Origin of the sequence: Cytobacillus oceanisediminis (genome assembly GCF_003182355.1) — a bacterium.
Taxonomy (GTDB): Bacteria; Bacillota; Bacilli; order Bacillales; family Cytobacillaceae; genus Cytobacillus; species Cytobacillus oceanisediminis_A.
The window spans coordinates 43,210-69,618 of sequence record NZ_QGTW01000016.1 but is presented as its reverse complement, the minus strand read 5'-3'; the positions used below and the strand labels follow the sequence as shown (position 1 = coordinate 69,618).

At 36.9% G+C, this 26,409-nt stretch carries 18 protein-coding genes and 1 tRNA gene; 4 read left to right on the top strand and 15 right to left on the bottom strand.

Translation table 11 applies throughout. The features are described from left to right. Position 1 precedes the first annotated feature (1 nt). Complete coding sequence (locus DFO73_RS23570; protein ID WP_110067148.1) at positions 2–1,210, bottom strand: M20 family metallopeptidase; 1,209 nt, start codon at positions 1,208–1,210, stop codon at positions 2–4. Between the two features lie 177 nt (positions 1,211–1,387). Between DFO73_RS23570 and DFO73_RS23565 the strand changes: the two genes are divergently transcribed. After that, positions 1,388–3,454: a helix-turn-helix domain-containing protein gene (locus DFO73_RS23565; RefSeq protein ID WP_110067147.1), complete on the top strand. Its 2,067-nt coding sequence runs from the start codon at positions 1,388–1,390 to the stop codon at positions 3,452–3,454. Positions 3,455–3,711: 257 nt separating this feature from the next. Here DFO73_RS23565 and selB read toward each other — a convergent pair whose 3' ends face one another. Continuing rightward, on the bottom strand, positions 3,712–5,601 hold the full coding sequence (gene selB / locus DFO73_RS23560; protein ID WP_110067146.1) for a selenocysteine-specific translation elongation factor: 1,890 nt from the start codon (positions 5,599–5,601) through the stop codon (positions 3,712–3,714). A gap of 146 nt (positions 5,602–5,747) precedes the next feature. On the opposite strand from selB, the gene DFO73_RS28885 reads away from it, so the two are divergent. Further along, positions 5,748–5,844 (top strand) — tRNA-Sec (locus tag DFO73_RS28885). 353 nt (positions 5,845–6,197) lie between these two features. On the opposite strand, the gene grdA is transcribed toward DFO73_RS28885, so the two are convergent. The 6 genes from grdA to DFO73_RS23530 form a co-directional block, all read right to left on the bottom strand. Then, entirely contained in the window at positions 6,198–6,665 is a 468-nt protein-coding gene (gene grdA, locus DFO73_RS29495; protein ID WP_110067145.1) for a glycine/sarcosine/betaine reductase complex selenoprotein A, read from the bottom strand. Between the two features lie 31 nt (positions 6,666–6,696). Next, complete coding sequence (locus DFO73_RS23550; protein ID WP_110067144.1) at positions 6,697–7,014, bottom strand: thioredoxin family protein; 318 nt, start codon at positions 7,012–7,014, stop codon at positions 6,697–6,699. Position 7,015: 1 nt separating this feature from the next. Beyond that, positions 7,016–8,464: a glycine/sarcosine/betaine reductase complex component C subunit beta gene (grdC, locus tag DFO73_RS23545; RefSeq protein WP_110067143.1), complete on the bottom strand. Its 1,449-nt coding sequence runs from the start codon at positions 8,462–8,464 to the stop codon at positions 7,016–7,018. Next, positions 8,445–9,422, bottom strand: a complete 978-nt coding sequence (gene trxB / locus DFO73_RS23540) for a thioredoxin-disulfide reductase (protein ID WP_110067142.1) — start codon at positions 9,420–9,422, stop codon at positions 8,445–8,447. The genes grdC and trxB overlap by 20 nt, the downstream gene beginning before the upstream one ends. A 122-nt stretch (positions 9,423–9,544) precedes the next feature. Beyond that, positions 9,545–10,861: a glycine/betaine/sarcosine/D-proline family reductase selenoprotein B gene (locus DFO73_RS23535; RefSeq protein ID WP_110067141.1), complete on the bottom strand. Its 1,317-nt coding sequence runs from the start codon at positions 10,859–10,861 to the stop codon at positions 9,545–9,547. A gap of 14 nt (positions 10,862–10,875) precedes the next feature. Next, entirely contained in the window at positions 10,876–12,183 is a 1,308-nt protein-coding gene (locus DFO73_RS23530) for a glycine/sarcosine/betaine reductase component B subunit (protein ID WP_110067140.1), read from the bottom strand. Between the two features lie 264 nt (positions 12,184–12,447). Between DFO73_RS23530 and DFO73_RS23525 the strand changes: the two genes are divergently transcribed. Beyond that, positions 12,448–13,989 carry a glycine betaine uptake BCCT transporter gene (locus DFO73_RS23525; RefSeq protein WP_110067139.1) on the top strand — a complete coding sequence of 514 codons (1,542 nt, stop codon included), beginning with the start codon at positions 12,448–12,450 and terminating at the stop codon, positions 13,987–13,989. Positions 13,990–13,992: 3 nt separating this feature from the next. Here DFO73_RS23525 and DFO73_RS23520 read toward each other — a convergent pair whose 3' ends face one another. Continuing rightward, positions 13,993–14,655, bottom strand: a complete 663-nt coding sequence (locus tag DFO73_RS23520; protein ID WP_110067138.1) for a TetR/AcrR family transcriptional regulator — start codon at positions 14,653–14,655, stop codon at positions 13,993–13,995. 227 nt (positions 14,656–14,882) lie between these two features. Between DFO73_RS23520 and pyc the strand changes: the two genes are divergently transcribed. Beyond that, entirely contained in the window at positions 14,883–18,350 is a 3,468-nt protein-coding gene (pyc, locus tag DFO73_RS23515) for a pyruvate carboxylase (protein WP_110067137.1), read from the top strand. 85 nt (positions 18,351–18,435) lie between these two features. Here the strand turns inward: pyc and DFO73_RS23510 are convergent, their stop codons facing one another. The 6 genes from DFO73_RS23510 to DFO73_RS23485 all read right to left on the bottom strand — a co-directional run bounded on the left by DFO73_RS23510 (position 18,436) and on the right by DFO73_RS23485 (position 26,092). Then, on the bottom strand, positions 18,436–20,541 hold the full coding sequence (locus tag DFO73_RS23510) for an ATP-binding protein (RefSeq protein ID WP_110067136.1): 2,106 nt from the start codon (positions 20,539–20,541) through the stop codon (positions 18,436–18,438). A 208-nt stretch (positions 20,542–20,749) separates the two neighbouring features. Continuing rightward, positions 20,750–22,624 (bottom strand): molybdate ABC transporter substrate-binding protein, encoded by a 1,875-nt coding sequence (gene modA / locus DFO73_RS23505; protein WP_110067135.1) that lies wholly within the window; start codon positions 22,622–22,624, stop codon positions 20,750–20,752. Positions 22,625–22,644: 20 nt separating this feature from the next. Beyond that, a complete protein-coding gene (locus DFO73_RS23500; RefSeq protein ID WP_110067134.1) occupies positions 22,645–23,451 on the bottom strand; it encodes an ABC transporter permease in 807 nt (268 codons plus the stop codon). Positions 23,452–23,648: 197 nt separating this feature from the next. Further along, the gene (gene yedF, locus DFO73_RS23495) at positions 23,649–23,876 is read right to left on the bottom strand and encodes a sulfurtransferase-like selenium metabolism protein YedF (RefSeq protein ID WP_110067133.1); all 228 of its coding nucleotides are present in this window, start codon (positions 23,874–23,876) and stop codon (positions 23,649–23,651) included. After that, on the bottom strand, positions 23,854–25,077 hold the full coding sequence (gene yedE, locus DFO73_RS23490) for a selenium metabolism membrane protein YedE/FdhT (RefSeq protein WP_110067132.1): 1,224 nt from the start codon (positions 25,075–25,077) through the stop codon (positions 23,854–23,856). The genes yedF and yedE overlap by 23 nt, the downstream gene beginning before the upstream one ends. 88 nt (positions 25,078–25,165) lie before the next feature. Next, positions 25,166–26,092: a selenium metabolism-associated LysR family transcriptional regulator gene (locus DFO73_RS23485; protein WP_110067131.1), complete on the bottom strand. Its 927-nt coding sequence runs from the start codon at positions 26,090–26,092 to the stop codon at positions 25,166–25,168. Between the last annotated feature and the right edge of the window lie 317 nt (positions 26,093–26,409).

The window sequence follows — 26,409 nt, the reverse complement described above, 5'->3', positions numbered from 1 at the left end:
ATCAGCATGTTGCTGCAGAACTCTTTGTTCCTCGACTTCCATTTCTCATATATTTTAATGTAGCTGTTCCAAGTACTTTTGCCGCAACTAATAACGCTCGTTCATCAATATCAAATTTTGGGTGGTGATGTGGATACGTTGTTTCTCGTTCAGAAATTTCAGCTCCCGTCATAAAGAAGGTCCCTTTAACATGCTTTAAATAATAAGCAAAATCTTCGCCTCCCATTTGCAGATTGTATTCCCTTACGCTTTTCACTCCTGGAACCGAGTTGGCTAGTTCTACGACAAATTCCGTCACTTCTGGATCGTTTACTGTAGTAGGATATCCCCGCATATATTTATAAGAGTATTCGGCATCAGCGGCTAGACATGTCCCTTTCGTTACTCTTTCAATTTCTTTTTCAATATAATCTCTCACTTCCTCTTTAAACGTTCGAACAGTGCCCGTTAACAATGCCGTATCAGCAATGACATTATAGGGATTTTTTGCTTCAAAGGAACAAATGGACACGACTGCTGTATCTAAAGGATCCACCCTTCTACTTATAATTTGCTGGAGGCTACTAATAAGCTGTCCTCCAATCACGATACTATCTTTTGTCAGGTGTGGTTGAGAGCCATGTCCGCCTTTGCCTTGAATTTTAATATCAAAACGATCAGGTGCAGCTAAAAATGGTCCTGAGCGGTATCCAATTTCCCCGACAGGAGTTCCTGCAGATAAATGAGTACCAAATATCACATCTACTCCATTAAGACACCCATCTTCGACCATTGATATTGCTCCACCAGGAGGAAGCTCTTCTGCATGTTGGTGAATAAAGACGACCGTTCCTTCAAGTTCTTCCTTCATATGATTTAATGCCTTAGCAAGTCCCAATAATGTTGCTGTATGTCCATCGTGACCGCATGCATGCATCACGCCATCTACTTTCGATTTATAAGGGACATTATTCTCTTCTTGAATGGGAAGTGCATCGAAATCAGCCCTTAATGCGATAGTCGGTCCAGGTTTTCCTCCCCTAAGAACAGCGAGTACGCCACGTCCTCCTACTTTTCTTCTAACCTCATGCCCTAATTTTTCATGATAAACAGCAATATATTCAGGCGTTTCAACTTCTTCAAAAGAAAGTTCAGGATGTTGGTGGAGATAACGCCGAATTTCTACTATTTCATTGTACAGTTCATCTAATTTTCGATATAAATTTTCCATTTTATACAACTCCTTTTTGGATTCGATTTAATCTTACGTACCTATTCGCCACTGAAAACCAAAACAACTAGGATGGTAATAACTAAATTATAGAAAGATTCTAAAAATAATTGCAATGTGCTTTTACCTGATATATAGTAAATTACATTGTAAGATCACACATTGAGGTGATAGCACTTGATTATAAATTTGCCACTTATTCAATCTTTTTTGGAGAACCTTGTCTTAGACTGTTCCTATCAAATCTGGATGTATACGCACCCAAATCAACAATGGAGTTTGATTTCTGCTCATGGTAACGAAGCAAAAACGCCTCCGGATACGGTGTTTACTCTAAGCAAGTGTAAGCAATATGACATCTATCAAGGAGATATATGTACTTTTCATATCTTCTACTATTCGGAAGATTGCCAAATCGCAGTTTGTCTTGACGGTCAATTGAACGATGATGCAATGAATTATCTGTATTACCTTTTGTATCCGTGTTATGCACATTACACCATCCAATTAAAAGAAAAAGAGTTAGATAAGTTCATTGAAGGCGTTCAAGATATAACAGCTTCTCTCGATTTAGATGAATTGTTGACTAAAATTCTTGAAAATGTACTATCAGTTACGATGGCTGGAGACGCGGGAATCTTATGGCTATATGATTCTACCATCGACAGCTTGATTTGTAAGGCTTTCGTTGGTTGGAAAGACGATCTGAAACACATGCGGTTGAAAATTGGAGAAGGAATTGCCGGTAAAACGTTTCAAGACGGTAAACCGCGAATTTATCAGTCCATGACGGAAGCAGTGGCAGGAATGAACAGTATGTCAGATGAAAACCGATGCTACCTTCGGGCGTCCTTCTCTCCTTCAATGGAAACGAAGGATTGTAAAGTAACGGTGTCAGTGCCTATTTCGGTTGGTAACCAAACGAAGGGTGTCATGATGATCCATCAATTCGAACGTGAGAAACAGATCACAAAGCGGGATCTACAGCTTTTAATGGGGTTTTCTGCTCAAGTAGCGATCGCAATTGAGAATGCCTATTTATTTACCGAGGTTAAGAGGCAAAATCGACTGCTGATCAAACGAAACGAGGTACATGAAACACTAACCAAACTCTCTTTGCAAAATATGGGAGTAGAACGGATCTCACGAGAGCTTGAGAAAATGCTTGGAATGCCGTTTGTGTTCCTTGATTTTCAAGAAAACGAACATTATCCCAAGAGAAACGGTCATCCACTTGAATTTAGTATGGAGGAACTTTCGAAGTTATTTTCGAAGCGAACTGTTCCAGCCAACCTGGATAAGTTCGAAGCGGGGAGGATACAATCATATTTTTTATATCCGATACTCGTAGGAACCATATGTCTTGGTGGCCTGATTGTTTCATTAGAAAGACCGTTAACTCAACAAGATCACATCACCCTTGAACAAGGGCAATCCGTGCTTGCTTTGGAATTAGTCAAGAAGCAATCATTAACGGAAGTCTATTATAAAAATACACACGAGTTTTTTAATGAACTTCTGGAAAATAAAGAACCTAACCTGTTGTATGCAAAAGGGCTTGATTTAGGTATCAATTTGAATGCGTACATGGTAGCAGCTGTCTTTAAAATTTCTAGTTATCACGATCTTCAAGCGCTTGCAACATCTGTTCATCGACTCGTATTACACATCAAACGGATGATACCGCAAGTCAGTAAAATTGAATTCGGCTTTAATGATAAAGCAACCTTATTACTGTCTCTTTCCGATCCAGCGAAACTGCAAAATGTTCTCAAACGATTCAAATCCATTTTGGAAGAGTGGGAGTTTAATGACGGTCCCCCTTTATGCGCAGGTATCGGTACGCCATACAAAGGAATTGATTCGGTTAACAAAACTTATTCTGAAGCAAACAAGGCCCTATCCTACCTTGTCTCTCGCCATCGAACCGGAATGATTCAATATTCGGAGATCGGGGTGAATCGTCTGTTTTTAAACCAATCTACCGAGGAAATTAAAAGCTTTCGACAAGAAGTGTTTGGCCCTCTAAATACTGCTAAGGCTCAAAACAGTGACTTAGAAAATACATTGTTGAGCTATATTGAGAATGATCGATCAGTCTTACAAACCGCAAAAAAGCTTCATATTCATACAAATACACTTTATCATCGTTTGAAAAAAATTGAGGAGCTGCTTCACCTATCTCTACATGAACCCGAGGATATTTTAAAGATTCAACTGGCCTGTTATCTCCGCAGTGAGTAAAGGTAAGAAAAATCATCCACTCTTGAGCTGATGTTATAGGGTGGATGATCTTCAAAATAAGTATTATCCGAGTTATCCGAGGTTTCCTCCTCTAATACTTCGTTTTGAATGATATATAACAGTTCCCAATGTCGGATAACCAGCAAAGGGAATCTCTTCATTAGATGTAAAAAAACAAAACCCCTTCTCGAAAGGAGGGGTACTATAATCAACTTTTTTCAAAAAACACCTTTCTCAATAGAAAAAGGTGTTTTTTACTAATTAACCCAGATTCTTTTTTGATTCTCCCGAACTGTCAACTTTTTTTGATCGATTAATTCCAAAAACAGAACCAAATATTTGCGGCTAGTATTTATAACTGTTTTTGCTTCCTGAAGGCTAAATGATTCGGGGTATGCCTTTTTTAACAAGTTAGATGAAACACTTACTACTTTGTGATGGATCAGGTGCTTATCATCTAATTTCTCGGCAATCCCCTCATTTTTTAAATAATTAATAAATTCCGCAGCTAGTTTTGCAGACATTCCCGTTTGATTCATTAAATCACAAATTGGTTGGGGTTCTAAACCTTGTTCTTCCAGTTGGGAAATGACATTCGTCATTTTCTTTTCCCATTGCTTTGGAAATGAGGTCTGGAAAGTGTTTAAACTAATGTTTGGACCACGTAAACGAATAAAATTTGCTGTATTTAACTTTTGAATAACAGCACTCACTAATTTTTCAGGATAATATTCATTGAACATTTGCAATAATTCTGCTTTAGAGATTCCTGTCCGTAGTGGATACTGATTATGATATTGCTTTAATTGTTGTAATATATTATTTTCGATTTGTTTTACAATGGTTTGAGTTGTATATTGTTTAGCAATCGATACTAATTGGTCAGATGACTTTCCCTCTTCTAACAAAAGATGCAACTCCTGTTCGGTTACACCAAGTTGTTTAATGATTTCCTCACTAGATAACAGCTTATATTCTTGAAGAAGAAAAATTATCCTTTGTAAATCTGAACCTTGTTCTAATTGTTTCAAAAAGTCAATTGTGTTTTTGCCAAAACGGTACTTTCTTCCCTCTATGTTTATAATTCTCCCACCAGCAAATGTTTCTATGGGAGTAGGCCGCCTTAAAATAAAGCGATCTCCCTTTTTTCCAACAATAGGTTCGTCAAGTCTAATTTGGCAATACACTTCTACTCCAGCTTCTGCTTCCAGGGTATTTCGGTCAAAGAAAATGATTTTCCCCATTACTTCCGAAGTTCCAATATGTAGTTTCACCAATGACCTTTGTTTTAAAGGAAGTTCCATTAATTTTGTCGTACGGATTATAACATCAATACAATTTGTTAAGGCATAATGATTGGAATCTACAATGACATTTCCACGGTTTACAAGTTGGCGATCAACTCCAGAGATATTGACGGCTACTCTTTGTCCGGCAAAAGCTTTCGTAACATTTTCATTTTGTGACTGTAGTTGACGGACTTTCGCCTTATACCCTTGAGGCAAAACCGTAATCGACTGCCCCGAAGAAATTGAACCATCGAACACTGTCCCGCGTAAAATGGTTCCATGTCCTTGAAGCGAAAATACTTGATCAACTGGCATACGTAGTGCTCCGACATCATTTCTCTGTCGACATTTCTTAAGTTTCTCAATCACCTTTTCTTTAAACTTAGGGATACCTCGCTTTGAAACCCCATCCACATAAATGACATCGGCTGTTTCAAAAACGGAGCCATCGATATAATCCCGAATTTCTTCTTCAGCAAGCTCCAACTGTTCATTATCTACTAAATCTGCTTTTGTTACCGCAATTATAACTTGTTCAATTCCTAATAAGGACAGAATTTCAACATGTTCTTTTGTTTGTGGCATAAGTCCTTCATCCGCAGCTACCACAATAACAGCTAAATCAATACCCGTTACACCCGCTATCATTTGTCTAATAAATTTTTCATGTCCAGGCACATCGATAATCGAGATATGATAACCTTCTTGAATTTGAAACGGTGCATACCCTAGTTCTATCGAAATATTTCGTTCTTTCTCTTCTTTTAGCCGATCTGTATCAACATTTGTTAGTGCTTTAGTTAATGTCGTTTTGCCATGATCAATATGTCCGGCGATTCCAATAGTATAATAACTCATTTCAATTTCCTCCGATAACTAATATGATCTCTACTTATCTATTATAAGTATATCAAAATGCCACTAACTTTCTAATATGTCTAACAATTAAAAAAGTTAAAAAAACACCTTGTAAACTGTATTAAATTTGATTAAAATAAATCTATGGGGGTGGCTGAGATGCTGGTGCTCTTCCCGGTCTTCAAAACCGAGTGGGACGTCCGTGAGGCGTTCGGTGGGTTCGATTCCCATCCTCTCCCGCCAAATGATAGATCTCTTACATATTAAAATGAGGAATATGGTTAATTCCATATTCCTGTTTTTATTTATTTGATTTCAAAGCATTTAATAAGGTAGCAACTATCGCATTCTTCAGGCCTTAGCCAAGTAATCAACGACAAGTTCTTAAAGAAATCAAAGTAAGAGACGAAATGACTCCCTCCTCTTTTGATCTTCCTTATTAAACTAGCTTTTTACTCAATAAACAAGATATAAAAAATAAATAGTCCAATATCTGTCTATACGTCTTATCAATATAGAAAAACGCCGATTACTTTTGAGGAAATCGGCGTTTTCTACAGGGACATAACGTTATTTTTTGATTCTTAAATCCTCTATTATACGTTTAAAAACTTTTCCCTCGCTTGTTCAATCGCATTACAAATACTTTCTTTATCCAAGGAAAGTTCCATTAAGCCAATTTGGTCTTGATAAATTTCCTCTGGAAACTGGTCCTTGATTTCATCTTCTAGTATGTGATAAACAGAAAGACCTAATGCGATACCAGCTAGTGGCCCTGCATACGTTGGATCCCCAACGGTTACAGTTTCTGCGAAAATATCTGCACTATCTTCATCTGGAGAACCTAGAATAACTATTACATTTTCATTCCCATATTTTTCAGCAGCCTGTTTCAATTTCTCTTGGACCACCTGGTCCATTGCGCCTGCCGCCGTTCAAACGAAGCATTGAGTGTCTTTATAAATGACTTCAGCCCCGATAGAGTTTAGGCATTCTTCAATTGCCGGTGCTGGAACACCATCTCTCTCGCCTAGTACAAAAATTTTCTTATTTTTTAAATCCATTTTTTATCATCCTTTCTTCTATTTTATATTTTTATAGGTTTTCTTTTATAAGATTTTCAATATCCTCTTTTGTTAATTCTCCACCTGAAATTCGCTTTACTTCCTCACCATTTTTGAATAATAGGAAAGATGGTAATCCCATAACCCGATGATTAATACAAACTCTTCGATTCTCTACACTATTGAGTTTAACGACTTTCACTTGTTCACTGTATGTGTCCGCCAAAGCTTCTACATCTGGCATTAATTTGAGACAGGGTTGACAACTTGGACCCCAAAAATCGACTACTACTGGTTTATCTGCTTTAAGTACTTCAGTTTCAAAATTTGCTTTTCCTACCTCGATCATATTAATTCCCCCCATCATTTTTTTCTATAATAAATGACATTCCATCAGAAAGAGATGTCATTTTTCCTAAGAATAAACTTCCCTTCCCAACAAACATTGCATTATTTATTTCACCATTCATGATCATATCTCTTGCATGCCCTAAAAATGGGATAGCCGATGCAATATGACCTTGTGTAGGGGAAAAACCCAGCATTCCGTATTTGTCCTCAAAAGAGTTTATCTCAGAGCGATCCAATTCCTTTTTCATTACTGCCATAGCAGCAAGTGTGCGGTAATTTCCGCGAGGTACATTACCATTGCCATTTGGTTCTGTAACATCGGGATTGTGCAATTCTACCGCATATTTATCGATATCCGTAATCTTCTTGCCGATTGCTTCAAGTGGATCTACTACAAGAGAATTATAGATTGCCTGTGCAGATGAACCAGCAGAAATCTTGTGCTTTCCGAATGCGTCTGTACGAATTTTCGGACTTTCACCATCATCTTCTCCAATTAGAATAGCAATGGCGCCCATTTGATCTTCTGTAATTGGCATTTCTTTAGAAATGTTTCCAGCATATTTCATCCCTAATTTAGCTAAGCACCCTCCACCAATTACCAACGTCTCTTTATAAATCCCAGATTGGACAAAAGAGGCAGCTACACTTACAGCATGAGCAGGTGCACAGCAGAATGCTTTGATATCTGAGCCTGACGCATTGACACAGCCTGCATATTCCGCAATTGACTTTGCCATATTACCGCCACCACGCTGGTAGCGATCACCCACTGCTTCTTCATCACAACCGATAACATACTCTATTTGCTCAGGCTTAACATCAAAAGAACTAAGGGCGTGGCGCATGGCAACAATTCCTGATGCTTTATTGCTTAAATTCTCCAATAAAATATGTGCCGAAAGAAATTTGTCCTCATCATGGCCAGCAGTGAAAACACCAATTAGTTGATCTTTATTGACAAAAAGAGGAAGGGCAGTGCCGTCTTCTAATTTCCCTTGAATTTCATCAATATTAACACCTTTACCCAAGGCTTCTATATCCTTTGATGAAATAAGAGGATGGTTCTCTAATCTAGGCTTTACTCGGGTATTTAAAAAGTTCTCTTCTAAATAAATTAAATCATATTCATCAGCTATTTTAAGCCATCCATAAAACTCTTCTTCAGGAAGTATCTCACCCCATGAACTAAATCGGTCAGCATTGGAAAGATTTTGATTTGTCCATGGTCTTTCATATTCCTTTAATGATTCTGGCCTCATATTACCGATAAATACCTGGTTTGGCGGATAAGCTACAGCATCTTCATAACTTCTTAAATGGCTTAAAATGTCTCGAAGAACATCTGGATTTTTCTCAATTTCTCTAACTGGTTTAGAGCCATATCGGACTAAACTTGGGGTATGTGTTATTACAAATGAAACTCCTTTAATAACTGGCGTTGCCATACTGTACCTCCATTTTTGCTTCTTTAAGTTCTTCTTCTAAGTTTTCTACATATTGTTGTGCAGATAATGCTGCAACGCTTCCGTCACCAGTGGCAGTGATAATTTGGCGCAGCATTTTTTCATTGACATCGCCTGCAGAAAAGATCCCTTTTACGGATGTCTTCATATCTTCATCTACAACGATATATCCGTTTTCATTTGTAATACCCAAATCCTTTACACAATAGGAAAGAGGATCCATCCCAATATAAATAAAAATACCGCTGCAAGGAAATTCCCTTGTTTCTCCAGTAATCTTATCCTTGATTAAAACCCCAGTCACAAGTCCGTCACCAAGTACTTCTTCTACAGTGTGATTCCAGATAAAGTTAATTTTTTCATTGTCAAAAGCACGTTTTTGAATGATCTTTTGTGCACGCAGTTCATCACGCCGGTGTATGATAGTTACCTTGGATGCAAAGCGGGTCAAAAAGATCGCTTCTTCTACTGCGGAATCCCCACCACCCACTACTACTAGCTCCTGATCAGCAAAGAAAGCACCATCACAAACGGCACAATATGAAACACCGAAACCAGATAACTCACTTTCTCCTGGAATACCTATTTTCCGATGTTTTGCTCCAGTTGCGATAATAATAGATTTCGCCTTATACTCTTTATCATCAATCACAACAGTTTTAAGTGGATACCCGTCTTTTATCTCCTTTATATCACCGCGAACATAATCAGCGCCGAACTTTTTTGAATGTTCGAACATCTTATGGGATAAATCTGGGCCTAAAATCATTTCAAAACCTGGGTAATTCTCAATTTCTTCTGTTTTTGTCATTTGTCCGCCTGGAAGATCTTTTTCAACCATTAGAGTTTTCATTCTCGCTCGAGAAGTATAAACCGCTGATGTCATACCTGCAGGGCCAGCCCCAGCAATGATGACATCATAGACATTTTCAGGATTCATAGTCGTTTCTCCCTTTATAGCAATTTTTATCTAGCCTATTCAATCCACTACAAATGCTTTTTTTTATCTAAGGGCAAACACCTTTTTATCTGTAACATCAAATATCTCTTTCAAAGCCGTTATTATACTTTCACTTCAAAAATGGTTGCATCTTCAAGCTCTTTTTCCAATGCATCCAAAGCAACTCCTACACGGTGTTTGCGAAGCTTCCATTGTTCTTCCACTGAAGTGTTCGGATCCCCTAATGGATAAGGTATGGAAATAGTAGGGACAATTCGGTTTGAACCAACAGTTTTCGCAATGGATACAAGGTTTGCCATTTGTACAATAGGTATGCCAGCGCGTTCAATCTCTTTTGTCATCGTTGCACCGCAACGAGTACACGTCCCTCAGGTCGATGTGAGAATAACAGCAGAAACATTGGCATCTTTTAATTGTTGGGCTATTTCGGTTCCCATACGGCTTGCCTCAGCTTGTGTCGTTCCCGTCCCAACGGTAGAATATATATACTCATGTATTCTTCCAATTCGTTTTTCTTTTTCAAAAGATCTCAAAGCATCTAATGGGACAATCCGGTCCGGATCTGCATTAGCTGCAGCAGGGTCAAATCCAGCATGAATCGTTTCCCATTCCCTGGCCTGTAATTCATCAAGATCAGCAATATTGTATCTTCCCCATTTCGTAGCGGAAGCTGATTGAATACGATCAGGATTCCCTGCAGGTACGATTCCCCCTGAGGTAACGAGTGCAATGGTTGCTTGACTTAAGTCTTCAATAGGAGAAGCAATTGGTACCCTATCGATCACTGGCATTGGCATTTCTGTTTTAAATTCTTCTCCATTTAATTTCTTTAATAACATGTTCACAGCTCGCTCAGCACCACTAACTGTAGGCTCTTTAAATGTTTCTAAACGGATGCCACGCGGTAGATAGCCTTCGTTTTCTGCCGATGAGATCGTTTCACTTGATAGAATTTTTTTCGCGAACGCTGCCATTTTGGGCATATCCTTCCGCATTGCAACTGCACCATTTCCACCTGGAAAGATGTATATCTCTTTTTGAAACATTTCTACTCCAGGGTTTTCAATATACATACTCGTAATCACAGGAACATTAAATCGGTCTTTTACGGCTTTACATATTTCACCGCAGGCTACTCCATACCGTCCTGCCATGAAAGCTGGACCTGCAATAAAAATATCAAACTCTTTATCTTCTAAAAAATTCAAAATCCTTTCGATTGCTTCTTCTTTTCTTGAACCAAAAAAGTTATCTCCACAAATAATTGATTGAGTTACTTCAGCTACAGGAGCTAATAGATTGTTTAATAGCAAGCCAGGTCCAACAATCCCCTCGCGTATTTCTGGTTCAAAGTCAGCTTTATCTTCTCCGCCAATTTGCCCGAAAAATTGGTTAAGATAATGTATAGCCTTTTTCATGGTATCCCCCCTTTTTAGTACTCAACTACTGTTTTATAATGATTGCCTGTACTTGAATCGGCACAAAAAACACCATTGTTTTCCATTTCAATTGAACCATCTGGCAATACTGATTCAGCCCATCCACCTGAGTTTCCATCTCTTGCTAACGACTCAAGTTCTCCAATAACAATCTCCATTGGCGGCAGCTTAATAAATTGGGATACATTACCAGTTGATACAATTGCATTCGCCTTTTCGGATAAATCAACAAGTGGTTGGGATTTACCATCTCGACCTGTACACTCATTGGTAATTCCTACGACTTTAATCCCTGCATCCTCTAATTCATCTACCACCAAAATAAAATCGGAATCCGGGTTTCCGTATCCTTCTTCGGCTACGATTGCCCCTTGAGCCCCTAAAGAAGTTGCTATTTGACGCACAAAAAACGCAGATCGTTGCTTTTCCTCTAATTGAACATTTAAATTAGAAACTATGGCACCAAGAAAATTAATTGTTTTTCCATGTTCCTCCATTAACCGTTTAATGGTCGCATTGTTTGCATGCTGATAAGTTGAAATTTTTGATGATGATGGCATAAAACTTCCTGAAACAATGGCTCCATCTAGCAGTTCATTTGGATTCATCAATGTTGGTAGCATATGATTTGTATCCCATCCATAAACGAGAGCATTGTAACCGTTTTCAAGCATTTGTGACTGAAGCTGTAGAACATACACAACGCTTGGAAGCTCTCTAACCTCTTTGCTTCGTTGAACTAAAGGAAGATGTTCATAAACGTCTAGCTCTTCCGGTTCTAAATCCTTCACACAATTTCCTACATACTCAGCTAAGCGCAATGCTGCCCAGCGCAGTGCTTTATTTTTTTTCTGTTGTTGATTTTTTTCAAAATCTTCATTTGTATCGGCTACTAGACAAATATTATTTAATTGAGAAAACATAGTTTGTTTTGCGCCAGGACCGCTCATGTCTATTAAACCATCCTGAAATCCACCCCAATGTTTTCCCACTGCCAAAACACAGCTTCCTTTTAGTACATGTGTGCGTCCCTGACCAACTGGCACCAATTTGTTTGTAACTCCAGGAAACATTACCCCTCCAGAAACTTTACACCTAGGTTCAACTGCATCCTTTACTGGAGTAATACGGATAGGATCTCCTTCTTTTGCAATTATGAGATCCGCGTATGTTATGTTTTCATCTTGAAGTACAATGTTTAGTGCCTCTTCTTTGTTAATCGTTAAAATTCCATTTTCAAAGAAGGTCTTTTCTCCAAAGACAATATCTTGGACATGAAAATATCCCATCTCTAACTTCATACAACCCCTCCTTTAATCGTGATTATATTTTAATTATGACTAGATTATATTATTGTTTTTTCAGAAAGTAAATAATTTTCGATTAATTTTACTGTATAATTTTTACTTTTTATTTTTATAAGAAAATCTTATTGTTTAATTAACAGAATATTCGGGATGTTATTTTAATCAAGATTATGATAACATCTTGAGTAGTTAATTGTTTCTGAAAACGATTACAATTGAATTTGAAAGGAGAAATGATTTTAATTAAGGGGGAAAATTATGAGTAAAGGTAAAAATCAAGTGTTTATTACATCGTTGTTAGTCACCGTTTTTTTTGTTTTATTCGGTGTTTTTTTTAATGACCTTTTGTCAGATTTAACAACAGGATTCTTAAAAACTACTACTGATTATTTTGGATGGTTCTATTTGATTGCTGCCCTATCATTTTTAGTTTTTACACTTTGTTTATTGTTTTCAAAATATGGGGCTTTAAGGTTAGGGAAGGATACAGATCGCCCTGCTTATAGTACGGTATCCTGGTTTGCGATGTTATTTAGCGCAGGAATGGGAATTGGATTAGTATTTTGGGGAGTTGCAGAACCCGTAGTTCATTACACGAAGCCTCCATTTGGAGAAGGTAATACGGAAGAAGCCGCAGCTATATCGATGACATATACTTTTTTCCACTGGGGGCTTCATCCTTGGGCGATTTATACGTTTATCGGATTAAGCCTTGCCTTTTTTCAATACCGAAAAAACCTCCCGGGACTTATCAGTTCTGTTTTCTACCCTATTTTAGGTGAACGAATTCACGGGAAGATTGGTAAAACAATTGATGTACTAGCTATAATAGCTACTGTTTTTGGTATTGCTACTTCCTTAGGATTAGGCACATTGCAAATTGCCAGTGGGGTAGATTACCTTTTTAATGTACCTAATACAATAACCAATCAAATCATTATTATATGTTTCCTAACTGCTTTATTCACTGGATCTGCTTTTATTGGAATTGACCGAGGGATGAAAATTTTATCTAACATTAATATTCTGTTGGCCATATTACTCATGACTGTATTAATTATCATTGGCCCTACAGCTCAGATATTTAATGTATTAACTAATACAATGGGTAGTTATCTAGATCAGCTCTTATCTATGAGCTTAAGAAACAGACCATTCGGTGACAATTCCTGGATTTCAGGCTGGACACTTTTTTATTGGGCATGGTGGATTGCTTGGGGACCGTTTGTAGGAAGTTTTATCGCCAAAGTTTCAAAGGGAAGAACCATAAAAGAGTTTATTTTAGGTGTTTTAATTGTTCCTACATTAGGAACTTTTGTATGGTTTGCTGCTTTCGGTGGGTCAAGTCTTCATTTAGTTCACAATTTAGGGAATAAAGCATTAATAGATGCGGTCAATACAGATGTATCATTAGCATTGTTTGTATTCTTTGAAAATTTCCCAATGGGCTTCCTCTTAAGTATTATTGCTCTAATCCTGGTTGTGACATTTTTTGTTACTTCTGCAGATTCATCCACATTTGTTCTATCAATCTTTAGTTCAGAGGGTAACCTGAACCCTTCCCGATCAATAAAAGTAACTTGGGGAATTCTTTTATCCCTGATCTCCATTGTATTGCTATTAAGCGGTAGTTTAGATACTTTACAATCCGCGTCAATTGCTGCAGCTTTTCCGTTTACTATTATTATGATTATTATGTGTTACTCACTATATAAAGGCTTAAAAGAGGAAAAAAAGGAAAGTAATCCCCAAGTAAAAGCACCTACAGAAAATGCTAACGAAAGCAAGGAAGCCATTTAAATCTTATAAAATTTCTGGAATGGTATTTCGAATGTGTTTTAAGGTCATTTCAGTAATTTCCTGAACCGAATTGGCAGATCTATTATTAATAAACAATGTAAGCGCACCTTGCCATATTAAATAATGTGTATCTGCCATTTGGTCAGCATCTGATTCCTTAATGTAACCCTCTTTTACACATTGCTCTAGAGCGATTCGAGTTCTCTTGGATACGCTGGTTTCCATAATCATGGTCCTGAATTCTTCAGGCACTGAAATTATGTCACCTGGAAAGTAATCATAATAATCACTCAACTTCGTTGGATGAACACCTAAATCAGAAGAAAAGATTGCATAATAGATTTGCGGTGATCCAAATGAGTATTTACAAAAGCATTCCCATATTAATAAATACTTCTCTAAAGGATTTTTAGCATTAGAAATATATTCTGGTAAGGCACTTGTGTAATCTTTCATAAATTTCATGGAAGCAAAGAATATTAAATGTGATAAGTCCTCAAAGTAATTATATATAGTTGCACTGTTATAACCTGCTATATCAGCAACTTTTCTAATTGTTACATTTTCTATTCCTTCTTCTTCAATAATTTTCGCTGTTGCATCAATAAAATAAGACATCATGCGAACCGTTTGAATTTTTTTATTTCTCTGTTGAATATTTTTCATAGAATCTCCACCCCATACCCTTTTGGGTTATATTGTAATCGCGATTATTATTTTTGTATAAAAGTAGGTAAAACTGTGACGCTTAAATTGTGTATTTTATATCATTAAAGATTGTAAAGGTAATCAAGATTATTTTTTTAGTATAACATAGATTAGTCTCTTATGTTCAAATAATTTAAATTATCTAACAATTTATTTCTAACTCATTATAAAAGGAGGCGCTTTAATTGGCAAATAAAATTAATAAATTATTAGTAGCAAATCGTGGTGAGATTGCGATTCGGGTCTTTCGGGCTTGTACGGAATTGAATATTCGTACGGTCGCAATTTATTCTAGGGAGGATTCAGGATCATATCATCGATATAAAGCTGATGAGGCCTATTTAGTCGGAGAGGGAAAAAAACCCATTGATGCCTATTTGGACATTGAAGGAATTATAGAAATTGCAAAAAGCGCCGAAGTTGATGCCATACATCCAGGTTATGGATTCTTATCAGAAAATATTCACTTTGCAAGACGTTGTGAAGAAGAAGGAATTATTTTTGTTGGGCCAAAAACAGAACATTTAGATATGTTTGGAGATAAAGTAAAGGCTAAACATCAAGCAAAAATCGCTGGCATTCCTGTTATTCCAGGAAGTGACGGGCCTGTAAATGATTTGGAGGATGTAGTCCTATTTGGGAATCAAAATGGATACCCGATCATCATTAAAGCATCACTAGGCGGTGGTGGACGGGGTATGCGGATTGTAAGTCGCGAAGAGGAAGTGAAAGAAGCTTATGATCGAGCAAAATCGGAAGCAAAAGCTTCCTTTGGTAGTGATGAAGTGTATGTGGAAAGGTTTGTAGAAAATCCTAAACATATAGAAGTCCAAATTCTCGGGGATCAACAAGGAAAGATTATTCACTTATTCGAACGTGATTGTTCTGTACAAAGGCGCCATCAAAAAGTAGTAGAAGTAGCACCTTGTGTTTCCCTTTCAGAGGAATTGCGTGAAGCGATCTGTCAAGCCGCTTTACAATTGGCCGAAAATGTCCAATATGTCAATGCCGGGACAGTAGAATTTCTGGTTTCCGGAACCTCCTTTTATTTTATTGAGGTAAATCCTCGTGTGCAAGTGGAACATACCATTACAGAAATGGTTACAGGCGTCGATATTGTTCAGTCCCAGATCCTGATAGCAGAAGGTCATTCTTTACATGGTGACATGATTAACATTCCAAAACAAGCTGATCTACGAATATATGGCTATGCTATTCAATCCCGTGTCACTACAGAAGATCCACTAAATAACTTTATGCCTGACACGGGAAGAATTATGGCATATCGTTCTGGGGGTGGCTTTGGGGTTCGGCTTGATGCCGGAAATGGCTTCCAGGGTGCAGAGATCACACCACATTATGATTCATTATTAGTCAAATTATCAACTTGGGCACAGACATTTGAACAAGCTGCATCTAAAATGGTACGAAATTTACAAGAATTCCGTATCCGCGGAATTAAAACGAATATTCCTTTCCTGGAAAATGTGGTAAAACACGAAAAGTTCCTTACAGGTGAATATAATACATCCTTTATTAATAACACACCTGAGCTATTCTTCTTTTCCAAAAGCAAGGACCGTGGGACTAAAATGCTCACATATATCGGTACTGTAACGGTAAATGGGTTTCCCGGTGTCCCTAGAAAGAAGAAACCGGTTTTTTCCAAGCCAAGAATACCAAAGCTTTCTTCTCAGGAGAGGATTCAGCCTGGTACTAAACAAATTTTAGAAGAACATGGTACCGTGGGGCTTTTAAACTGGGTGAAAGATCAGAAAGAAGTTTTATTGACAGACACAACCTTCCGTGACGCTCATCAATCCTTGTTAGCCACCCGGGTACGGACAAATGATATAAAGCACATTGCCGAACCAACAGCAAAATTACTTCCTGAATTATTTTCGATAGAAATGTGGGGCGGTGCAACATTCGATGTCTCCTACCGTTTTCTAAAAGAAGACCCATGGGAACGTTTGGTATCTCTAAGAAAATCAATTCCAAATATATTATTTCAAATGCTATTGCGTGCATCTAATGCAGTTGGTTATAAAAACTATCCAGATAATGTAATTCGTGAATTTGTAACAAAATCAGCAGATACGGGCATTGATGTTTTCCGCATTTTCGACAGCCTTAACTGGCTGAAAGGAATGGAAGTAGCCATTGATGCTGTACGACAATCAGGAAAAATTGCAGAGGCAGCTATATGCTATACCGGTGATGTCTCGGATTCTACAGAAGTTAAGTACAATATGGAATATTATAAGGACATGGCAAAAGAATTGGAACAACAAGGTGCTCATATTATTGGTATTAAAGATATGGCGGGACTTCTAAAGCCTCAAGCTGCTTATCGCCTTATTACTGAACTGAAAGGAATAGTAAATATCCCAATCCATCTTCATATGCATGATACAAGTGGTAACGGTATTTATACTTATTCCAAGGCTATTGAGGCGGGTGTGGATATCGTGGATGTTGCGGTAGGTTCCATGGCGGGTTTAACCTCACAACCAAGCATGAATTCACTGAATTATGCATTAGAGGGAACTGACCGTAAGCCAAGTATTCCTATCTCTTCTATTGATAAACTGACTCACTATTGGGAAGATATACGGAAATATTACCAAGATTTCGAAAGCGGAATGGTGGCGCCTCACTCAGAAGTCTATCAGCATGAAATGCCTGGCGGACAGTACAGCAATCTTCAGCAGCAAGCAAAAGCCGTTGGACTTGAGGAACGCTGGGATGAAGTAAAAGATATGTACAGACGTGTTAACCAAATGTTTGGAAATATAGTGAAGGTAACACCCTCTTCTAAAGTAGTTGGAGATATGGCATTGTTTATGGTACAAAATAATCTTTCAGAGGAAGATGTAATAGAACGTGGCTTGAAAATAGACTTCCCAGACTCTGTTATTGAACTTTTCCAAGGTTATTTAGGGCAGCCATATGGTGGATTCCCTGAAGATTTACAAAAGGTTATCCTGAAGGATAAAAAACCAATTACTGTAAGACCTGGGGAATTATTAGATGAGGTTGATTTTGAGGATTTGAAACATACACTAATAAAAGAAATCGGTAATAGGGCTACGGATTATGATACATTGGCATATGCATTATATCCTAAGGTATTTATGGATTATATTAAAACGGTGGATCAGTTTGGTGATGTATCCGTTTTGGATACACCGACATTCCTATATGGAATGAGGCTCGGTGAGGAAATTGAAGTAGAAATTGAATCAGGTAAAACACTTATTGTAAAACTTATTTCAATTGGAGAGCCACAAGCAAATGGTACAAGAATAATTTATTTTGAGTTGAATGGGCAGCCACGTGAAGTAGTCATTCGAGATGAAAACATAAAATCAGAAGTGATAGCAAAAATAAAAGCAGATCCTAAAAACGATGGTCATATCGGTGCAACCATGCCTGGTACAGTCATTAAGGCGGTTGTGGAAAAAGGAGAAAAGGTAAAAAGAGGCGACCATCTCCTTATTACAGAGGCAATGAAAATGGAAACCACAGTTCAAGCACCTTTTGATGGGATCATTAAAGATATTTTTGTTAAAAGTGGCGAATCAATTAAAGCAGGAGACTTATTAATTGAAATTTCAAAAGTGGAAGCTAATGACTTGATTGCTCATTAACTTCTTATACATTGGAAAAAGGACGCTGGCATTGTCTCACCAGCGTCCTTTTCTTGAGTATAAAGACAATCCAAACATAACAAAATTAAGAGGGTTTTACGCTGGAGTGTAACATTAGCTTTAAACTACCATTTTTATCCTTCGATCTATTTACTGGTATGGTTACGTCTACCGTTGTCCCTTTCCCTTCCTCGCTAGAAATAAAAAGTTGGCCTTGGTGGTGTGCAACGATTTTATAACTTAACATCAATCCTATACCTGTCCCTTTTTCCTTTGTTGAGTAATATGGTTCCCCTAGCCTGTGTAATCGTTCTCCTGGAATCCCGCATCCATTATCAATAAAACGAATTCTAAGATTATTTTGCTCCATTTGTTTTACTTCAATATAAATATCTCCCTGACCATCTGTTGCTTCAATGGCATTCTCAATCAAATTTATAAACACTATCCTTAATTGACTTTCTATGCACTCAATAGGCGGGATGTCCTCTTCTGTTTCCATGATAATATTAATATTGAACATTGTTTCGTCTTCAATTATTTCTTGTATTAAATTTTTAACATTGACTTTACTAAATATCGTCTCATGATGAAGATCGGCTAAATACAAAAACTTATAAATAATTTTTTCCATCCGAGCCAGCTCTGATAAAGTAGTCTCCAAAAACTCTTGTTGAAAAGAATTTTTGTCTATATTTATCAATTGTAAAAACCCTTTAATTGTCGTGAGCGGGTTTCGTATTTCATGTGCTACTCCTGCAGCCAAGCGTCCAACAACCGAGAGTTTTTCGGATTTCATAAGCATTTCTTCTGTTTTCCTCTTCTCTGTAATATCTTGTGCAAGTCCATAAACGCCAATAACTTTATTATTCACAATGATAGGAACTAAAGTTAAGTTTAATTCAATTCTTTTTCCCGTAATATGCAGAAATGCAATATCGAAATTTTGAGGACTCCCGTGAAGTGCTTTATCAAAGTTATGATGCGAAAGATCTATATAATCCGATACAATGCTATCACAAAAATGACTACTCCTGCATTCTTGAACACTATATCCCGTAATTTTTTCAAAACTATGATTTGCTGATAGAATATATCCATTTTTGTCAATGGAGTATATAGCACTCGGATGGTGGTCAAACAATGACTTATAACGCTGTTCACTAGCTGACAATTCTAACTGAACACTTTCTAATTCTTTTGTTCTATCCTTAAGTTGGTGAAGTAAAATGTCATTTTGTAAAATGGTCATGACTTGACGTATAACGATTAAAAGTAAAACAATTGCTCCTCCTATAAACACACTAAAGATAGCTTCCTCTTTTTTCAGAGCTATAATCACTAAAATGCTTAAACCTAAGTACGGAAATAAAATACGGAAAGAAGAAGATAATTTTGATAAAATACTTTTTCTCTGAGGAGCATTGTCTACTTTTTTATAAAAAAGACTAGAAACTCCTATAAATAAAAGAGAGATATTCCAAACTGGTGTCATTAGTGAAAAGTCTTGATTATATTCATAAAAAATAGACTGATATACGTAGTAAGATTCTGCTAGTGTATAAATTACTATTCCTGTAATATTCAAAGTTAAAACAATTGGAGAAAATATAGGCTTAGAAGAAAGATAAATTAAGACAATTCCCAGTAAAACCCCTAAATGAGCTACTGGATAACTTAATGAAGCGATAAGCTTAAAATATGAATATGAATAGTCATTATTATGTATAATAGGGCTCAAAAAATGTATCCAACTAATTGTTGTTAGTACGGTCATTATAATAAAAGAATCAAAAAACACTTGAAAGGTATGAAGTTGTTTCCTTTTTACATATACTTTAAAGAGAACAGCAATCGCGTATAATAATACAAATAAGTTATAAAATAAATTAGCCCATCCAGGAAATGGGTAATTCAAATCCAAGTACGCCACATGAAACCTATAGATTAACTCAGCAATAAAATAACTCAAGCACCCGATAAATATAATGGTCCAAAATGTTTTATCTGACTTATCTTCTATTCTGTTAAAAGATAGCCCTAAGAATATAAGTGTTAATAATGGGCCAATAACCGCTATAATAACCCCTAACGATTTAATATCTGGCCAAAATAATATAGATGAATAATAAGCTAATATATATAGTAAAGTGATTATAATGGATTGCTCTTGTATTTTTTCAAATTTCATCTAAGAAACCACCTATATCCAAAATAATTAAAATTATGAATTATTAAATAATTTTCTGCGAAAAAATGTTTTTATCAATTGAATTAAAAAAAGTAGACATAACGTCTACTATCGTAATTATATGATAATCATGATTCCCGTGTAAATACCTATCCTGAATTAAACTGAAGTTAAACCTAGTTACGGATCAGCATCATAAATTTAGAAGTCATTGAAAATCCTCACTTAACGGATCATAGTTGTATTTTAAAAAAGTTTTTTGGCCTTTATCGGAAAGAATCATATGCATGAACTCTTCGGCCAAGTTCTTGTTTGGTGCCGCGTTAGGCACAGAAATATAGTTAGTGGCAACAATGTTGTATTCTTTAGGAATTTCGATAATTTTAACCTTTTTTAAGAACTCTGGAGTCACGTCAGTTGTATATACAATCCCTGCCTCTGCTTCTCCCAAAGATACCTTTTGAAGTACTTGCTTAACATTTGTTTCAAATGACACCACGTTGGCTAACACTTTTTCATAAAAATCCTCTCCGTATTTAACCTTGGCCTTTTCTAATACTTCTCGTGTATATTTTCCAATAGGTACTGTATCTGTGCCAATCACGAGTTTCACTTTTTTTGAACTCAGGTCCTTTAAAGAATGAATACCAACCTGATTATCTTTTGGTATAACAATCACGAGATGATTATTAGAAACAGGGAAAAATTCACTTATTAAGCCTTGTTGTTTGACAGCCTCAATATGATCCAAATCAGCAGATAAAAATAAATCTGCTTTTGCCCCTTGCTCCAGTTGTGTACGAATGATTTGGGTACCAGCGTATGTTGCTTCGACATTAACATTTGAATGATCATTTTCAAATTCTTCAATTAATTTGTTAAATGGATCTGTAGCATTAGCCGCAACTAAGGAGAACATCTCTATTTGACTTTCATTTGTAAATCCATTAGCACGCTGGGAACTAAACACATAAGTAAACATCAAAAATGTTATCGCCAGAATAGCGACAAGGGTATAACCCCATTTCCATAGTTGTTTTACATTCTTTTCTGGCCGTTGTATTCCCTTCTGTTCAACAGGTGAACCTTCGTCCTTTTCGAGCTTTATGGTTCGAACCTCTTTAGGGCCAACGCATGCATATATTGCCTCCCCGATCTGGAAATCCATTTGCTCATAAGTTTCAATTGGAATATCTGCATAGAAGGAGGATCTTCCGTTAATATGTAAGCGCACAAATCCGCCAGTTACCGCCATATCACAAATTTCCCCGTGCCATTCTAGAACTGAATTTTTTGATTCCCGACTTACCTTTACTTTCCATGGATCAAAAGCAACATAATCTGATATTTCGGAATCAGCGGTTTCCACAGCAATCAAATTTGTACCGGTAAACTCTGCTACAAAATGGTTTGCTGGAAACTGGGCAATCTCGCGAGGAGTGCCTGTTTGAATAATTTTTCCTTTATCCATTACAGCTACACGGTCCGCCAATACACGCGCATCTTCATAATCATGTGTGACCACGATAGTAGGAATCGACAGTTTTCCAAGCAACTCTTTTAGCTCAGTTCTTACATGGGATCGGGTAGATACATCTAGCGCAGACAACGGTTCGTCCAAAAGCAAAAGTTTAGGTTGAGTGACCAGGGCACGAGCTAAAGCGACCCGCTGCTGCTCTCCCCCGGAAAGCATGGAAGGCTTGGATTGTGCCAGGGCTTCAATTCCCAAAAAGGATAATGTCTCATTGATGCGTTTCTCTCTTTCTTCTGTGGCTAGCTTAGAAATACCATAGGCAATGTTTTCCTTTACGCTAAGATGAGGAAACAATGCATAATTTTGAAAGACAAAACCAATGGTTCTGTCTTCAGGGGGCAAATTAATTTTTTTCTGATTATCGTAGATTACATGGTCTTTCAACTCGATTTTGCCTTCATCAGGGCTTAACAGTCCCGCTAGCATCTTTAAAGTTGTACTTTTCCCGCAGCCTGAATGACCAATCAGTACAAGAGTTTCATTACTTATTTTCTGTGAAATATCAACACTAAAATGACGAAGTCCCTTTTTTAGTTTAAGATTTAACATATTCGCCTCGCCCTCCTTTGCTAGTTTACAGTTAATTTATTTCTCATATGCTTTTCTACTAGACTTACAAATAACAGAACAAGAAATGATACTGTCAAGAGCAATGCAGATATAGCAACCGCAACGTCAGCATCTGATTCCATTGAGGTGAAAATAGCCAGCGGTAATGATTGTGTTTTACCTGGCATATTACCAGCAAACATCATCGTTGCTCCAAATTCCCCTAAGGCTAATGCCCAGCTGAGGGCAACTCCCGAGATCAAACCTGGTAAAGAAAGAGGAATCGTTACACGCCAAAAGGTCATCCATGAAGGAACTCCGAGTGTTCTTGAAACAGCCAATAATTGGTCATCAACAGCTTCAAACGATTGTCGAGCTGTATTTAAATAAAAAGGGGAAGCCATAAAGATCTGTGCCATGATTACAGCGATTGATGTAAACGGAATTTCTACACCCAAAAAAGAAAGTGCTCCTCCTAATAACCCGTTTTGTCCAAAGACAAGTAATAACCCAACACCGACAACAGCAGTAGGAGCAACTATCGGCATTTTTAACCCAACCTCAAGTGCCTTTTTACCAAGAAACTCCTTCTTCGCAAGGCAATACGCTAGTGGGGTGCAAAAAATAATGATGAAACATATGGAAATAATTGTTGTTTGTAAGCTTAACATCAGTGCTTCATAAGCCAAACTACCATTTAACTTCTCCCAGAGAATAGACGGGCTCTTAGTTATAAATACGGAAAGTAAGGGAAGAGTTAAATAAATGACAATGACAAAAATTAATAGAAAGAATACAAATTGACCATATCTGCGTAATGAAAACATACTTTTCCAACTCCAATCTGTATTATCATTTTTCTAGTAAATTTTTATAGATTCTATATGCTTTTTTATATCTCTAAGGTTGAGTGGGATTAGCTAATGTTAAATCAGACTTACCATTGATTTATTTCTAGCTTACACAAGCGGTTTTTGCTTAAAGCCTGAGCAGTTCCATCTTATGTTTGTTTTCAGTTGCCTTTCTATGCATATATAAAGAAATATAAATCCTGCCCGTTTTTGTAAGGCTCCCTAGCCATGCTGTAGCCATGCTTAACTATTTCTTCAGGTACGTTTCGGAAAGAAGCTGGACAATCAGCAATAACCTGAAGGATTTCTCCTTTTTTCATATCCTTTAAGACTTCCAAAGAATAGATGACTGGAAAAGGACATGGTTCTCCTCTAAGATCAAGAGTGTAATCGATATTCATTATGTTTCTTCTCTCCTTTTTTAAGTCCGGTTCCAAACCGATAGTTTTTCTCCCAAAATACAGCTATCCTATACCATACAAAAAGCATAAGGAGCGTGGCAATTAATGCCGGTACAGCACCCATTTCGGCAATCAAATTAATCGAATTTCCAATCTTCACCACCGCTTCATAAATACCTAAATGATCCCATCCATACGAAAGTGCTGTGGCTCCCACAATATTACCAGCAAAAACAAATAGATATAAAACCTGTCCTTCCATTACCCGATACATCATTCCGGTCTCACATCCGCCTGCTAAAACAATACCTAAACCGAACAATAATCCGCCTATAAATGTGCTCGGTGCTCCAATTTTTGTAATAGGCTCAAATCCGTAAATAACGATAATAATAAATGTAAAAACAGTGCTGACAGCTATTCCTGCTGCAATAGCTTTTGTCATGGTAGCCCTTCCACTCACCCATAGATCGCGGAAAGCTGAAGTGAAACAAATTTGTCCTCTTTCTATTAAAATACCAAAGGCTGCGCCAAACATAGCTGCGATGCCAAGTAATGTCTTGCCCGAGAGAAAGAAATATAATAAAAGTCCTGAATAAGCAACAGCCACCATAATTCCAATATAAGGTTGGATATCTTTTTTCTTAACGGAATATGTAGCAGTATTGCCTTTACTTAAAACAGGTTTACCCTTCCACCAACTGGTGCTGACAATTTTAAATCCGAAGAAAGTCCCAATTGCTGTTGCAGCCATAAAAATCCAAGAGTGAAAGGAGAATTGTGGAACACCCGTAAAGAAGGCTGCCAAATTACATCCAAGAGCTAAACGTGCTCCAAATCCCGCAATAATTCCTCCAATTAATCCTTGCACTAATCGCCTTTTTTGCTTAGGTATCCGGATTTTAAAATTACTGCTTAAGAGAATAGTAATAAATGCACCAATAAACATTCCCCAAACGATCCACCCATCAGTTCTTTCAACACTAGTGCCATGCATTCCTATAAGATTAAAATAATCCCAATCAGATATATCCACTCCAAAAAGTTCCAAGATATGACCGCCTAAGCGGGTGAATTCGCCTGTAACTGCCCATACGGTGTTAGTTAAGCCAAAGTAGATGGCACTTAAAAATCCAGCAATACCCATCGCCCAATATGGGTTCCAATAATAGCAAAACATTTTATTAATATGGCTTTTCAAATTGGTTTCTCCTCCTTAAATGATCAATATAAAATTTTATATTTTTAATCAACATAACTTTAATATCTAATAACTCCCCAATTCACCCCTAAATTCCTATTTCATCCTGTATATCTTTTGCTGTATAAATTGCAGTGAACTCTTTAATGATTGGAAGGTTTGTATTTTTGGATAGGGTTGATAAATAAAAGCTTCGCTTGAAAGGTTCCAACCCTTCTGCAATTTGAATACGGCCACTTGTGGCAGCAGGGATTGCTGCTAACTTAGACACACAACTAATTCCCACCCCTGCTTCAACAGAAGCAATTAGTGCCTCTGTACTTCCAACGTGAACTACGGATTGGAGATCAGACATTTGGATGCCATATATAGTTAAATAATCTTCCATCACTTTACGGGTTCCGGATCCCTCTTCTCTTAATACAAAATTGTAATTCCGAAGAGTATCGCTATTTAAACTATTCGAGTTAGATAAAGGGTGATTATTGGGTGTTATAAACACTAGAGTGTCTGAGGCAACCTCTAATGTCATAATCTTATTCGAAGAAGGGTTTATACCAACTAAACCGATATCCACTTGATTGTTGATAATTTTATCAATAATTTTTTTTGAATCGCTAATTTCGACAGAGACACTGACATTAGGAAATAATCGGTGGAATTCACGGACATACTGTGGAATAAGATATGTTCCTGGAATGGTACTCGCACCAATTACTAAATTTCCTGTCAAAGTATTATGAAAGGATTGGATTTCTCCTTCAAGTTCTTCCCACTGCTTTAAAATACTTTTTGCTTTTTGATACACAAAATGTCCAGCAGGGGTTGTCCGAATGATGGACGAGTATCGATCATAGAGAGAAAGGTTTAAATCAGCTTCTAAACTCTTTATCAGTTGGCTAATTGCTGGTTGAGTACACCCAAGTTGTGCCGCTACTTCAGAAAAACTTTTCTTTTCAATCAGCAAAACAAACGCTTCAAGTTTTCTAAAATTCATTGAATACTTTGGGTACATAATGATTCTCCTATTCTTAATGTCACTAGAAAATTTGCTTATTTAGCTGCTTACTGTATAGCATTACATTGGCCTTTCCGCTGTATTATTGTTCGTTGAGAAATGGTTCCTAATCGACTTATGTATTAATAAAAAAATAATTTTTCTTTATAAAATATATAAATAATTCTTATAATGTGTGCAAAAAAATGGATAACCATGATTATAATTTAAATCAAATTATAATTTTGAATTTTATTAATGTAAATAATATTTTGAAAATTGATCCTAATTGACTAGTATTGGCTTTTGCATTTTAGCAATACAAAATAAGCGCA